General features: G+C 75.7%; 10 protein-coding genes. 7 read left to right on the forward strand and 3 right to left on the reverse strand.

Annotated elements, in window-relative coordinates; genetic code table 11:
- From ACIOJE_RS17330 to ACIOJE_RS17345, 4 genes are all read left to right on the forward strand, one after another.
- A partial coding sequence (locus tag ACIOJE_RS17330) for a thioesterase domain-containing protein (RefSeq protein WP_400777038.1) occupies window positions 1-1341 on the forward strand: 1341 nt, incomplete at its 5' end.
- Between the two features lie 5 nt (window positions 1342-1346).
- Window positions 1347-2669, forward strand: coding sequence for an MFS transporter (locus tag ACIOJE_RS17335; RefSeq protein ID WP_400777039.1), 1323 nt, complete (start codon window positions 1347-1349; stop codon window positions 2667-2669).
- A 60-nt stretch (window positions 2670-2729) separates the two neighbouring features.
- Entirely contained in the window at window positions 2730-3542 is an 813-nt protein-coding gene (gene ddaH, locus ACIOJE_RS17340) for a dimethylargininase (protein WP_280683122.1), read from the forward strand.
- 123 nt (window positions 3543-3665) lie between these two features.
- Complete coding sequence (locus tag ACIOJE_RS17345) at window positions 3666-3881, forward strand: hypothetical protein (RefSeq protein WP_400777041.1); 216 nt, start codon at window positions 3666-3668, stop codon at window positions 3879-3881.
- Window positions 3882-3950: 69 nt separating this feature from the next.
- On the opposite strand, the gene ACIOJE_RS17350 is transcribed toward ACIOJE_RS17345, so the two are convergent.
- Window positions 3951-7124 carry an AfsR/SARP family transcriptional regulator gene (locus ACIOJE_RS17350; RefSeq protein WP_400777043.1) on the reverse strand — a complete coding sequence of 1058 codons (3174 nt, stop codon included), beginning with the start codon at window positions 7122-7124 and terminating at the stop codon, window positions 3951-3953.
- 258 nt (window positions 7125-7382) lie between these two features.
- On the opposite strand from ACIOJE_RS17350, the gene ACIOJE_RS17355 reads away from it, so the two are divergent.
- The 3 genes from ACIOJE_RS17355 (at window position 7383) to ACIOJE_RS17365 (ending at window position 10135) form a co-directional block, all read left to right on the forward strand.
- Window positions 7383-8465 (forward strand): hypothetical protein, encoded by a 1083-nt coding sequence (locus tag ACIOJE_RS17355; protein ID WP_400777044.1) that lies wholly within the window; start codon window positions 7383-7385, stop codon window positions 8463-8465.
- Window positions 8466-8827: 362 nt separating this feature from the next.
- Window positions 8828-9523: an LPXTG cell wall anchor domain-containing protein gene (locus ACIOJE_RS17360; protein WP_400777046.1), complete on the forward strand. Its 696-nt coding sequence runs from the start codon at window positions 8828-8830 to the stop codon at window positions 9521-9523.
- Between the two features lie 72 nt (window positions 9524-9595).
- Window positions 9596-10135, forward strand: a complete 540-nt coding sequence (locus ACIOJE_RS17365) for a hypothetical protein (RefSeq protein ID WP_400777047.1) — start codon at window positions 9596-9598, stop codon at window positions 10133-10135.
- Window positions 10136-10207: 72 nt separating this feature from the next.
- Here the strand turns inward: ACIOJE_RS17365 and ACIOJE_RS17370 are convergent, their stop codons facing one another.
- Both ACIOJE_RS17370 and ACIOJE_RS17375 read right to left on the reverse strand, forming a co-directional pair.
- Window positions 10208-11092 carry a chitosanase gene (locus tag ACIOJE_RS17370; protein ID WP_400777049.1) on the reverse strand — a complete coding sequence of 295 codons (885 nt, stop codon included), beginning with the start codon at window positions 11090-11092 and terminating at the stop codon, window positions 10208-10210.
- 100 nt (window positions 11093-11192) lie between these two features.
- Entirely contained in the window at window positions 11193-14138 is a 2946-nt protein-coding gene (locus tag ACIOJE_RS17375; RefSeq protein ID WP_400777051.1) for a hypothetical protein, read from the reverse strand.
- Window positions 14139-14268 lie beyond the last annotated feature (130 nt).

Raw genomic sequence — 14268 nt, forward strand, 5'->3', positions numbered from 1 at the left:
CGCTCGCGGGACGGTGAACTGGAGTACCTGGGCCGTACCGACCAGCAGGTCAAGATCCGCGGCTTCCGGATCGAACTCGGCGAGATCGAACAGGTCCTGCGGCGGCACCCCCAGGTGTCGGCGGCCGTCGTCCGCCCGGTCGAGGACCGCGCGGCGGGCACCCGTCTGGTCGCCTACGCGGTGACCGATGGCCGGCTGGACCCGGCCGGCCTGCGGGCCTTCGCGGGCGGGCTCCTGCCCGGCTACATGGTGCCGGCCGCCGTCGTCCCGCTCGACGCGCTGCCGCTCACCGGCAGCGGCAAGCTCGACCACCGGGCCCTGCCCGCGCCGGACTTCGCCGAACTCGCCCGGGGCCGCGCACCGCGCACCGAACAGGAGCGGGTCCTCTGCGGGCTGTTCGCCGAGGTCCTGGGGATCGCCGGGGTCGGCATCGACGACGACTTCTTCGCACTCGGCGGCCACTCCCTGCTCGCGATGAAGCTGCTCGCCCGGATCCGCACCGCCCTCGGCGCCGACCTCGGGATGCGCGCACTGTTCGAGGCACCGACCGTCGCGGGACTGGCCGACCGGCTCGGTGCCGGGCCGGCCGCCGACGCCCTGGACGTCCTGCTGCCGCTGCGCACCGGTGGCGGCCTGGCCCCGCTGTTCTGCGTCCACCCGGCCGCCGGCATCAGCTGGGTCTACTCCGGCCTGCTGCCGCACCTCGGGGCCGAACGCCCGGTCTACGGTCTGCAGGCCCGCGGCCTGCGCGGGGCAGCACCGGCGAGCGTCGCGGAGATCGCCGAGGACTACGTGCGGCAGATCCGCGCGGTGTGGCCCGCCGGCCCGTACCACCTGCTCGGCTGGTCCTTCGGGGCGGTCGTCGCCCAGGAGATGGCCGTCCGGCTCCAGGCCGAGGGCGCACCGGTCGGTGTGCTCGCCCTGCTCGACGGCGCACCGGTCACCGGCCACGGTCCGGAGGCCGCCGACGGGCCGGGGCAGGACGAACCCGTCGACACCCTGGCCGAGTTGCTGCTGTCCCTGGGCTACGACCCGGAGGCCGGGCGCGGCCAGGCCGAGCTGGCCGCCGTCCTGGGGGAGACCGCCGCCGAGCTGCCCGGCGTGTTCGAGCGGCACCGCAAGCTCATGGCCGAGCACGTGCCCGGCCGTTACCGGGGCGACGCCGTCTTCTTCGGCGCGACCCTCGACAAGCCCGCCGACTGGCCCTACGAGCAGTCCTGGCGGCCGTACCTGGACGGCCGGATCGAGCCCCACCGCCTCGCCTGCGCGCACGGCGAGCTGACCCGTCCGGAACCCATCGCACGGATCGCCTCCGTGCTCGCCGAGAAGCTTGGAGAGTGACCGCGATGTCCGTCACCACCCCCGTCACGGCTCCGCCGGAGCCGTCCCGCAGCCGCTGGGGGCTGTGGGCACAGGCCGACTTCCGTCGGCTCTGGATCGGTGAGACCACCAGCGGCCTCGGTACGGCGGTCGGCAACGTGGCGCTGGCCCTGGTGGCCGTCGTCACCCTGGGCGCCAGCCCGCTCGCGGTCGGCCTGCTGACCGCCTCGGCCTGGCTGCCCTGGCTCTTCCTCGGCCTGCCGGCCGGTGCCTGGGTGGACCGCTGGCCCAGGCTGCGGGTGATGCTGGTCTGCGACCTGCTGCTGCTCGTCCTGTTCGTCAGCGTGCCGGTGGCCGGCTGGCTCGGTGTGCTGACCATGGCCCAACTGGTGCTGGTGGCCCTGCTGACCGGCGCGGTGAAGGTGTTCTTCTCCACCGCGTACGGGGCGGTGCTCCCGTCGCTGGTGGCCAAGGACGACGTGCTGGAGGCGAACGTCAAGCTGCGCTCCGGGGAGTCGGCGGTGGAGATCGCCGGTCCCGGTGCGGCCGGCCTGCTGGCACAGGTCTTCGGCGCGACCAGCGGCCTGTTCGCCGACGCGGTGAGCTACCTGGTCTCGGCGGTCTGCGTGGCCCGGATCACCGTGGTCGAGCAGCCTCCGCCGCCGTCGCAGCGGCGGGGCATCCTGAAGGAGATCGGCGAGGGCGTGGGCTTTCTGGCCCGTGACCCGTACCTGCGGACGCTGGCCTGCTTCGGGGCGGTCGGGAACTTCGGGCTGAACGGCATCCAGGCCGTCCAGACGGTGTTCCTGGTCCGCAGCGTCGGCATCGATTCCGGCGAGGTGGGCCTGGTGTTCGCGGTGGTGAGCGTCGGCGGGCTGGCCGGCGCGGCGGTGGCCGGGCGGGTGGCCCGGCGGCTGGGCAGCGCCCGCGGGCTGCTGCTGTGCGAGCTGGTGGTCGCGCCCTTCATCTTCCTGCTGCCGATGGCCGGCGACCAGCTGCCGCTCGCGGTCAGCGCCTGCGCGTGGTCGGTGGCCGTCTGCGGCGTCGTGGCCGGGAACGTGTTGGCCGGCAGCTTCTACCAGTCCTACTGCCCGCCCGCGATGATCGGGCGGATCAGGGCCAGCGCCTCGACGGTCAACTACAGCGCGATCCCCCTCGGCGCGCTGCTCGGCGGCTGGCTCGGCGAGGTGCTGGGCCCGCGCACCACGATCTGGATCATGGCGGGCGTGCTGCTGTCCGCGGGCGCCGTGCTCCTGGCGAGCCCGCTGCGCGGAATGCGCGACTTCCCGGCGCGCCCCGAGCACGACGCGCACCGTGCCCACGATGCGCGGCCCGAGCCCGCCGGCTGACCCCGCACGCCCCGTCCTGCCCCGCCTTGCCCTGCCCGCTCGCGCCCCCTGGAGCATCCGATGACCCGCACCGCCCGCCCGCGCCACTACCTGATGTGCCGTCCGACCCACTTCGAGGTCACCTACGCGATCAACCCGTGGATGGACCCCGCCAAGCCGGTGGACACCGGCCTCGCCGTCGCCCAGTGGGAGCGGCTGTACGCCCTCTACGGCGAACTCGGTCACCGGGTGGAGCTGATCGACCCGCTGCCCGGCCTGCCCGACATGGTCTACGCGGCCAACGGCGCCACCGTGGTGGACGGCAAGGTGCTCGGCGCGCGCTTCCGCAACGCCGAGCGGGCCGCCGAGGGCCCGGCCTACCTGGAGTGGTTCCGCGCCCGGGGCTTCGAGACGCGCGATCCGGAGCACGTCAACGAGGGCGAGGGGGACCTGCTGCTCACCGCGGGCTTCGTGCTGGCCGGACGGGGCTTCCGCAGCGTGGCCGAGGGGCACGCGGAGGCCCAGGAGTTCCTCGGCCGGCCGGTGGTCGGCCTGGAGCTGGTCGACCCGCGCTTCTACCACCTGGACACCGCGCTCGCCGTGCTGGACGGCGACGAGATCATGTACCACCCGGAGGCCTTCTCGGCCGGCAGCCGTGCCGTCCTGCGCCGGCTGTTCCCGGACGCACTGCTGGTGGACGGCGCCGACGCGGCGGTGTTCGGCCTCAACGCGGTGAGCGACGGCCTGCACGTGGTGCTGCCGGAGGCGGCCGTCGGCCTGGCCGCGCGGCTGCGCGAGCGCGGCTTCCGACCGATCGGGATGGACCTCAGCGAGCTGCTCAAGGGCGGCGGCAGCGTGAAGTGCTGCACCCTGGAGATCCGCGCGGCGGCCTGAGCGGGCCGGGGTGATCACCGGTGCTCGACCGTAGATCCGCCGTTGAACGCTCCCGGCCAGACTGGTGCCACACCACGACGGAACCCCTTCCCACCAGGGAAGAGAGCCAAGGGAGCACCAGAGATGACGCAGCGTCCGGCCACCGCCCCCACCCGCCTCCGCCTGTTCACGGTCGGCCTCGGGGTGGTCGTCGCCCTGGGCGCCGGCCTCTCCGCCACGGCTGTGGTGGCGAAGACCGCCGGCACCGGGACGGTGACGGTGGTGAGCGGCGACGCTACGCCGACGCCCACCCCCACCGTGCACGGCAGCACCGGCGACTGGAACAGCACCGGCTCCTGAGCACACCGGGCTCCAGCGCACCTCAGAACTGGCGCAGGATCGATTCTCCAGCAGCCCGTCGGCAGCCCGTCAGCGGCCCGGCCCGCAGCTCGTCACCGAAGCGCCCGCCGCCCCCCGACCACCGCCCCGACGCCCATCCGGCACGGACCGGACGGACCCGGCCGAAGTGACCGAAGCGGCCGAACCCTCCTCCCGGGGCAGCAGCCCCGCCACCTCCCCCGCCTCCGGCAGCCCCAGCCGGACGAAGATCCGGTGCGCCTCCCGCAGCCGGTCCCACGCCTCGGCCTCCCGCCCGAGGTCCGCCAGCGTCCGGCCCAGCACCACCAGCGCCTGGCCCTGGTCCCGCTCGGCACCCAGCTCCTCGCACAGCACCAGCGCCTGCCCGGCGTGCTCCAGCGCCTCGTCCGTCCGGCCCAGCGAGCGCAGACTGTCCGCCATCCGGTAGCGGGCGTGCGCGGCCCGGGCCGCCAGACCGGCCGCCGAGGCCACCGCCAGGCACTCGCCGAACCAGGTGACCGCCTCCTCGTGCCGCCCCAGCCCGTGCAGCGCCAGCCCCAGCACGTACAGCGTGTACGCCCGGCCCGGATCGTCGTGCCGGGTCCGCAACTCGGCCAGCACCTCGTGACAGATCGGCACGGCCTCGGCGGCCCGCCCGCTGCGCACCCGGGCCAGCGCGGCGTTCACCGTCGTCACCAGCGCACCGGAGCGGTGGCCGAGTTCGCGGGCCAGCAGCAGCGCCTCGTCGTAGTGCTCGACGGCCTCGTCGTAGCGGCTGAGGAACTGGCAGACCAGGCCGAGGTCGTTCAGCGCCTGGCGCAGGATCACCGTGTCGCCGGCCGAGCGGGAGGCGGCCACCGCCAGCCGGGAGGACGCCTCCGCCTCCTCCAGCCGGGTGGCGGCCAGGGCGACGTTGCCGCGGAGGAAGTGCGCCCGACCAGCTGCCCGGTGGTCGGCGCGATGGACCGCGGCGGCGGCCAGCGCCTCCGCGGTGGTGGCCAGCTGGCGGCTGGGCGGGGCGAGGACGAACGGCGTGAGCGCGATCAGCAGGTCGATCGCGGCGCGCAGCGGGTCCGGTGCCGCACCGTCGGCCGGGGCCGGCGGCGCGGACGCGGTGTCGTCCGCGACGGTCCAGCCCGCCACCTGCGCGGCCAGCGCGATCGCCCCGGAGCCCTCCGCCTCGGCCCACGCCCGCGCACCGTCCGGGCCGTCCAGGCCGACGCCCGCGCCGCGGGCGGGCCCGAGCGTGCCGGCCGCCGGATCCCCGGGGACGGCGTGCTGGAAAGCCGTGCACGCGGTGGCCAGCAGGTGGTCCAGCATCCGGTCGCGGGCCGCCACGACCGCGCCGGGAGCGTCCGGACGGCGCCGGGCGAACGCGCGCAGCAGGTCGTGGAAGCGGTAGCGGCCGGGGAAGGGCGACTCCATCATCGCCACGTCCACCAGGGCCTCCAGCAGGTCCTCGGCGTCGTACTCGTCCAGGTCCAGCAGGGCGGCCGCGGCGTGCAGCCCGATGTCCGGCCCGTCCACCGAGGCGACCAGCCGGAACGCCCGGGCCTGGGCGGGCGACAACTGGCGGTAGCTCAGTTCGAAGGCGGCCGCCACCTCCAGGTCGCCGATGCGCAGCTCGTCGATCCGCCGGCGCTCGACCGCCAGCCGGCGGCCCAGCGTCTGCACCGTCCAGCTCGGCCGGGCGGCCAGCCGGGCCGCCACGATCCGTACCGCGAGCGGAAGATGGCCGCAGACCAGCAGCAGCTCCCGGGCGGCCTCCGACTCGGCGGCCAGCCGCTCGGCGCCGATGGTGCGGCCCAGCAGTTCGAGCGCCTCCTCGGGTTCGAACACGCCGAGGTCGGCCTGGACGGTCGCGGGCACGCCGGACAGGCGGGTGCGGCTGGTGGTGAGCACGGCGCAGCCGACCGCGCCCGGCAGCAGGGGTCTGATCTGCGCGCTGTCATGGACGTTGTCGAGCACCAGCAGCAGCCGCCGGCCGTCGACCGCCGAGCGGAACAGCGCCGAGCGGGCGTCCAGCCCCTCCGGCACCGCGTCGGCCGGCACGCCGAGCGCCACCAGGAAGCCGCTGAGCACCGCCTCCGGGTCGGCGGGGGTGGCGTCGGCGCCCCGCAGGTCGGCGTAGAGCTGCCCGTCCGGGTAGGCGTCGCGGACCCGGTGGGCGACGTGCAGGGCCAGCGCCGTCTTGCCGACCCCGCCCATGCCGACCACGGTCGCGATCACCAGCGCCTGCTGGCCCGGGGCGTCCAGGGCCCGGCCCAGCCGCTCGACCAGGACGGTACGACCGGTGAAGTCCGCCGCGTCGGGCGGCAACTGGGCCGGTCTGGGGGACGGTGCGGAGGCCCCGGCGGGTGCGGCGGCCCCGGCGGGCGCATCCGCCACCGTCACCGCAGGGCCGGTGGGCGGGTCCTGCGACTCGACCCGCGGCGCGGCCGGCTCCACCGGCCCGGAGCGGAGCACGGCGGACGGCGTCGGGGCGGCGAGCGACGGGTCGCCCTCCAGGATCCGCTGGTGCAGCAGGTCCAACTCCGGCCCGGGCGCCACCCCCAGCTCGGCCAGGAACAGCTGCCGCGCGCTCCGGTAGACCGCCAGCGCGTCCGCCTGCCGCCCGGCCTGGTACAGCGCACGCATCAGCAGCCCGTACGCCCGTTCGTGCAGCGGGTGCTCGGTGGTCAGCGAGGTCAGCTCCGGAATGCACCGGGAGAAGCGCCCCAGCGTCAGGTCCAGGGCGATCCGCTCCTCCAAGAGCGTCAGCCAGAGCTCCTGCAACCGCTGCCGCTGCCGCTGCGCGAACGGACCGGGGATACCGGTCAGCGGCTCGCCCTGCCACAACTCCAGCGCCTGGTTCAGCAGGTCACGCGCCTGCTGCGGCTCTCCGGCGGCCGCCGTGCGCTCGGCCTGCGCCGCCAGTTCCTCCGCCTGCGCCGCGTCCACGGCGTGCTTGGGCAGCACCAGCCGGTAGCCGTCCCCGACCGAGGTCAGCACGTTCGTCGCGTCCGGCTCCTCACTGCGGAGGATCTTGCGCCACCGCCAGGCGTACGTCCGCACCGTCGTCATCGCGGTGCCCGGCGGCTCCTCACCCCACAGGGCGTCGATCAGGTCCGTGGCACTCGCGCCGTGCCCTGGCCGAAGCAGCAGCACCGCCAGCATCGCCTGCTGCTGGGGACTGCCGACCTTCAGCATCGTCGTGCCGCGCTGAGCCCGCATCAGTCCCAGCACCGAGAACCGGAATTCACCCATTCCTGCACCTGCCCGCTTCATGTGCTCGCCCCCGCCCGCGCACGTGCCCGCCCCCGATCGATGAGCTCCTATCAACCCACGGGCCCGGCGGGATGTCGAGAGACTGTAGAGCCGGTGGTGATTCCGTGTTGATCGTTCGTCACCACAATCACTGGTGTGGCGCCCGCAGTCGGCCCGGCGCGAACCGCCGGACCCGCCACACCCCGGTCGTCCTGCCGCCGTCCGGGCGACCCCCACAGCCCTCGGAGGCGGACGCCGATGAACACCGACCTGCTCTACCGGCTGCTCGACGTCGACCCGGCCGCCGGACCGGTCGAACTGCTCCACCGTGCCCGCGGCGCCCGCCACCTCCCGTACCTGGTGCTCGCCGCGCTGGCCCGGGACGGCGTCCGGATGGGCGAGCACGCCCGGGCCGAGCTGCAGCGCGCCCGCGACCGGGTCGACTGTTACGCCCGGATCGCCCGCGACCTCGTCGACGCCACCGGGGTCCGCCCGATCCGCGACCTCCCGCTGGCCGGCTACTACCCGCCCGACCTGCCCCGGCCGCTCGGCGAGCTCTCCCTCGTCAGCCCCACCGAGGCCACGCTCTGGCAGGCCGTCAACCGGCTGGTCACCGACCACCCGGTGGAGTCGGTGGAGGTCACCCTGCTCGGCGAGCGGCCCCGGCACACCGCCGTCACCCTGCGCTGGCCGGCCGAGGACCCGCTGCTCGACCCGTGGTACCAGGTACAGCTCGCCACCGCCGCGCTCACCGGCGACCTCGCCGCCGTCCCGGTCCGCCCCTACCTGGCCGCCGACGACCACGTCGAATGCCTGATCGCCCTCGCCGAGGAGGGGCTCGGACGCACCTTCGGCGCGGACGACGTGATCGACGTGGCCCGCCTGGCCGGGCAGCCCTTCGAACCCGTCGAGACCGCCGCGGTGGTCGCCGCCTACCGGCTCGCCCCGGAGACCGTCGCCCTCCTCGACCTCGCCGCCGAGCACGTGCCCCTGGGCTCCCTGCGGGGCGTGCGCACCGTGCTGGAGGCCGAGGTCGCCCCCGAGCTCCACCGCCGCCGGACCCGCACCCGCCCGCTCCGGTCCCGCCACGGCACCCTGCTGCGCCGCACCGTCGTCCGGCACCAGTGGGACGAGGCCCTCCTGCTCCCGGCCGGAGCCGCCACCCTGCTCCTCACCCCCGTCGCCGACTACCTCCTCACCCCGGACGGCACCCGGCCGACGGAACCCGAACGCGCCGCCGCCCTCGCCGCCCTCGCCGCCCTCGACGCCGGGGACGCAACGCCCCCCGGCACCCCGCACCCCGCCCCGTGCTCCGGCCTGCTGGACCCACGCCACCACTGACCACACCCCCCGCCCGGGTCCCGCCGCCCGCCGGTCGTCGACGACCAGCCGAGGGCCGCCGCCGTCCGGACGACGCCGCACCGGGCCCGCGCCCCCGCCCGCCGCGAGGGGCTTGTTCGAGGGGGTCACGGTCGGCCGGGACTGCGTGGAGGTGGCGTGCTGGGCGGGAGCCGGGGTGGGGTGAACCGGATGTGGCATGCCATCCGTGCAGGGGGCGAGGGCCCGGGTTGTGCTGCCTTCGCTCGCTGCCGCCACGGCCTGCGACGGCGGTCAGGGCTCGCTGCCTCGTGTGCTCCCCTGCCATCCCCGAGGGGAGCGCACGAGGTTCACCGGTCTACGCATTTCCGAGGAGAAGAACACTGATGAGGCACGTACGACGGGCGGCTGCGGTCACCGGGGGCGCGGTCGCCGCCCTCGCGCTGGCCGGCACCGGGACCGCCTTCGCCTGGAAGCCGAGCGACGCCTCCCTGGAGGTCGGGTGCCGGGCGGATGCCGGTCATGTCGAGCTCGTCCTCGGGAACACGTACAAGGCCGCGGGCGACTACACGCTCAGCCTGGTCGGCGGGACCGAGCAGTACCACGGCAGGATCGAGGCGAACGGCACGGCCAAGGTGACCGTCGGCTACTCGGGCAAGGGCGACACCTGGCGCTACACCCTGGCTGACACCCACGTGGACAAGAAGGTGGCGGACGTCCCGCTCTGCCCCTCCGCCACGCCGACGCCGACCGGGACTCCGACCGGCACGCCGACGCCGACCGGCCCGCCGACCACCACCCCGGCCGTCCCGGTGACCCCGCGGCCGACGCCGACCACGTCGGTCCCGGCCTCGCCGAGCGCCACGTCCTCGGCGACCACCCCGACCTCGCCCGCAGCTCCGACCTCGCCCGCCGCCAAGCCGGGCGCCACGCCCGGCTCCGGGACGAGTGCGGCGCCGGCCCTGGCACAGACCGGTGGCGGGGACGACACCCCGCTCGCCCTGGCCGGTGGCGCGGTGCTGGCCGCCGGTGCGGGCCTGGTTCTCGCGGCCCGAAAGGTCGCCGCCAAGCGCCGCGCCTGACCGGCTGTCACATCGAGTGCCCGCGGGCTTCGACGGTGGGGGTCGCGGCCGGTGCCATCGGAAGGGAGTGAGATGTTCGTCGACGGATCCTGGCGGATCACGGTGTCCGGCAAGGACGCCGACTTCGACCAGCGGGCGGTGGTGGTCACCCCGTACGGCACGCTGGTGCTGCCCGGCAGGGTGGGGGAGTCGCTCGTGGTCAACGCGGACTCCTGGGAGCTGCGGCTCGAACACCTCTGGCCGGGCCGCGGCTGGCGGCCGGACGTCGAGGTGGTGCCTGGTCCGGTGGTCACCGCGGGCGGCCGGCGGAGCCGGGAGGTCCGTGCCCGGGACTGCCACTGGCCGGGTGTTCCCGGCAACGACCGGCCGCGCAACCTCGTGCTGTGCCTCGACGCTCTCGGCGCTCTGGACGCTCTTGACGCCGAAGTGCCGTCCGTACGGCGGCGGACGGCCGGGGCGATCGACCCGGCCTCGACGCCGCTCGTCCGGACCGGGTCCGATCCCGGGGTCGGCGTGCGTGGGGCGGCGGAGTGGCGCGAGACGCCGGTGGAGCGGACGGCTCTGGGCGAGCCGACGGGCCGGACCGCTCGGCGGGCCACCACCGGCTGGTGAGGTGCGCGGGGACGTGACGACGGAGGGGCGGCTGCCCGGGCAGCCGCCCCTCCGTCGTACCGGCGCGCCCCGTCAGCTGTCGATCTTGAAAGACTCGCCGTAGACCTTCCACGCCAGCGGGGGCTTGAGGTCGAGGTTGCCCGCGCGCAGGAAGACCAACTGCTCGGTGTCCACCCGGTCGGTCTCCTCGTGGGCGGCCTCGGTCTTCATCGCGGCCCGGCGGGCGTCGAGGAAGGCGGCCAGGTAGGTCTTCTCATCGCCGCCCTGGGCGGGGGTCTTGGCCTTCTTCATGGCGGCGGCGCGGATGCCGCCGAAGCTGACCGGCTCGTTGCCGGGGCCGTGCATGACGATGGCGTCGTAGTAGATGAACTGGCCGAGGGCGTGCAGTCCGTCGGTCTGGGCCTGCATCACGGAGGGGCTGAAGTAGACCCGGTCCCGCTCGTCCACCTGGGCCTGCTGGAACACCGGGTCCTGGGCGGCCTTCTTCCAGTCCGCCGTGAAGCTCGGGTCGAGGCCGGCGTGCGACGCGGAGCCGTCGAGCTTGCGCAGCGCCGGCAGGTACGTGCTGAGCGAGTTGCCCGGCTTGAGCTTCTCGTAGTGCTCCAGCAGGTCGAGCATGTCGCCGGTGCCGGAGCAGAAGCCGACGATGCCGGCCGTGTAGCCGCGGCCGTCCTTGATGTCCTCGATGTAGGCGAACTGGGCCTTCCAGTCGAGTGAGGAGTTCTCCGCGCTGGAGACCAGCTGCTGGGCGATGTCCTTCAGGTGGGGATCGTTGAGGCCGTCCCCGGTGGTGGCGGTGGTGGCGGTCGTGGTGGCGGTGGCCCCCGGCTTGGGGGGCTGGGTGGTGCGGTGCGGACGGGCGTTGGCGATCGTGCCGGTGATGGCGGTGATCAGCACCGCGGCCATGGCGACGTACAGGGCCTTGGGCCGCGACGGCCGGGCGTGTGCGGACGGCATGCGTTCTCCGGATTCGGTGGGCGGTAGGGGCGGCCGGTGTCCGGAGCACTCCGGACACCCGTGAACCGCCGCCGGTCCGTTCGGGCCTGGGGCGGCCCGGTCAGGCCTCGGCGGGCGGATCAAGGTCGGGTGCGGGGGACGGGGCGGGTGCGGGGGAGGCGGGCGGTTTCGGGAGGACGGCGCCCGGGGTGAGACGGAAGCGTTCCGGGCGGGCGACCGTCCGGCGGTCGGCCGGCGCCACCGTGTCCCGGCGTTCCAGCCAGGCCCGCAGCCGGTCCCGCGTGCTGCGGTTCCGCTCGGCGTCCGGGCCGGTCGTGGACGGGCCGGTGGTCTCGCGCAGCAGCACCCGGGCGGGCCGGGCCCCGCCGTCCCCCGGGACGACGTCGACCACCACGAAGCCGGTACCCGGTGGGAAGGCGACCTGCGGCACCTCCCGGTCGTCCCCGAAGACGGCGGTCCGCCGTCCGGTGGTCGACCAGACGGCGAACTCCACCGGGGCACCGAGCTCGGCCGCGGGCGAAGCCAGGCCCGCGATCGGCCCGGGTTCGACGAGCGCCAGGCCGACCGGGAAGGCGTCGAGTGCCTCCGGCGCCACGTCGGCACCCAGCAGCACCGGGCCGTGGTGGCTCGGCAGCCGGCGCAGGCCCGAGCCCAGGCAGGTGAGGTAGGGGTGCAGCGGCCCCACGGCGCCGCCGCGCGCCTCGGCGAGGAGGGCGGCGCGGTCGGCGGGGACGCCGGAGTCCTCGTGGTGCAGCAGAACGGCCACCAGGTCGGCCTTGAAGTCGTCCCGGCCGGTCGACCGCAGGCCCGGCAACCGGGTGACGGCCGGCTCCACCCGCCCCGCGCAGCGGTGGTAGTGCTCGCCGAGCAGCAGCCGGAAGGCGTCCCTGTCCTCCGCGGCGCTGACCGGGGCCAGTGGCAGGACGTCCTCGGGGGTGAAGTACCGAGCGGCGAGGGCGGGGGGTACCGGTTCGGGCTCGGGTTGGCGGGCTGCCGGAGGCGAGGGTGCCGGTGTGGCGACGGGCTCCGCCGCCCGCGTCCCGGGCTCCTCGGGGGTGTCCGCCGCCGTGACCGTCGTGGTCGGCACCGGTTCCTCGGCGGCGAACTCGCCTGCGGGGGCTGCTGGTTGTGACACTTCGCCGTTGACGCCGTTGACGCCGTTGACGCCGAGACCGGTGGGCGGTTCGCCGGTGAGTCCGGCCGACGCCTGCGCTACCGGCGCCCCGGTGACGAACCCGGCCCCGCCGGAGGCGGGTTCAGGTGTTCCGCCGCTCGTGGCGGGCCGACGGGCTCCTCCCGGCTCCGGGGGCGGCTCGGCGGCGAACCGCACGGCCGTGCCGCCCGATCCGGGCGCGTCACCGCTGGTGGCCAGACCCACGGGCGCGGTCGGGACGCCGACCGCCGCACCAGCCGGCGCGGTCGTCTCCGTGGCGAACCCGGCCGGCTGCACCCGCGCCCCCGGCGCGGGAAGGGCGAACCGCTCGGCGGCCGGGGCCGGGACGGTCCCCGCCCAGCCACCACCGAGCGCGTAGGAGGCGTGGGCCGCGCCGCCGGACCCGACCGGTCCGGCCGGATCCCCGGTGGCGGGCCGGGCCGGCGGGTTGAGCCACAGCAGGCCGTGCATCCGGGCGAAGAACCGGGCGCTGCTCTCCGACGCGGAGTCGACCAGTCCGTGCAGCAGCAGCCCGAACCCGCGGGCGCCGGGGGCCGGCAGCTGGTCGAGCAGGGCCCCGAGTTCCTCCCAGACCTGGTGCGGGATCAGTCGGGCCTGCTCGCCGACGACGATCAGCGGGCGGGCCGGGTCCGGGCGCAGGAACCGCGGAGCCCAGGCGTACGGCGGCTCCGGTCGGAGCCAGAGCCCGGCTGGGACGGCTTCCAGGCCCCAGAACGGAAAGGCGCGGAAGAGCCCCGGCCCGACCGTCTCCCAGCCGGCGGCGGCCCGGCGCCAGGCGGAGCTGACGGTGTCGTGGCGACCGGACGAGCTGAGGCGGAGCAGGTACGGCTCCCAGGAGGCGACGCCCCGGTGGTCGAGCACGGCGGTGGTGTAGCCGCCGCTGCCCGCGACCGGCAGCCCGACCGCGCTGTGGACGGGGCGTCCCAGCCGCTCGGCCAGGCTGCCGGACAGCAGGGCCAGTGCGCCCGGGTCGGCCCACGGCGCGCTGACCAGGAGCTGGTCGGAGCCGACCGGCAGGGACAGCGCGGCCTCGGTGAACTCCTCCGGATCCAGCGCGGGTCGGGCGGGTGTGCCGACCAGCAGCGGGGTCGTTCCGGGGGGTGCCGCGAGCTGTTGGAGGAAGGGCATCGGCCCCTCGGGACGGGCCGTGACGTGGTTGAGCCAGAAGCCGGAGGCCAGCCGGTGGACCGACACCGAGGCGGGCAGCGAGCCCGGCGGGGCGGGGGCGACGGCCCGTTCGGGGGTCGCTCCGATGGTCGGTCCGGCGGTCGGTGCGGGCCATGGGCCGGGAACCGCGCGGGCGGCCCCGGCCCCGGCCTCGACCGGGTCCGTGGCGGCGGCGGTCTCGCGCAGTCGGCGGGCTCGGCCTCCGGGCGGGCAGCTCCACCAGGTCGCGGGCTCGGTGGAGCCGTTCGGGGCGGTGACCTTGAGGGTGCCGTCGGGCTGGACGGCGACCATGCCGTCCGGGGCGACGACCGTGATACCCGCCTTGTCGGCCACGACTTCGGCGGGGCGGCGGCCACCCGGGCCGACGGCGGCCAGACCGGAGGCGGCCAGGATCAGGCTGGAGGCGCCGCGGGCCCGGGCGATCGTCCCGAGCTCGGCCATCTGCTCGCGCAGCACCGGTGCGGCGTCCGTCGCCGCCGCCACCACGACCAGGGCGTTCGGGACCGGCCGCAGGTTGCCCAGGGCCGCCGACAGCTCGTCGTCGGTCACCTCGGGCGGGGCGATGACGAAGTGCGGCCCGAGCCCGCGCAGGATCGAGCGGCTGCCGCGTCGGGCGGGTGCGGTGGTGGGCGGGGTGCCGCGGCGGCCGAACCAGCGCCGTGGGGCCGGTGCGTTGTCGGTCGCCTCGGAGCCGGCCGCGCTCATCGCGGGCTCCGGACGGCGGCGAACGGCTCCGGCGGCTGTCCGGCGGCTGTCCGGCGAGGCTCCACCTCGGCCATTGGCGTCTGCCTCCCTGGTCGGTCGTCAGGGCCCGCTCGGGCGGACCTCGCCCAGC

The sequence above is a fragment of the Kitasatospora sp. NPDC087861 genome (assembly GCF_044742585.1).
Taxonomy (GTDB): Bacteria; Actinomycetota; Actinomycetes; order Streptomycetales; family Streptomycetaceae; genus Kitasatospora.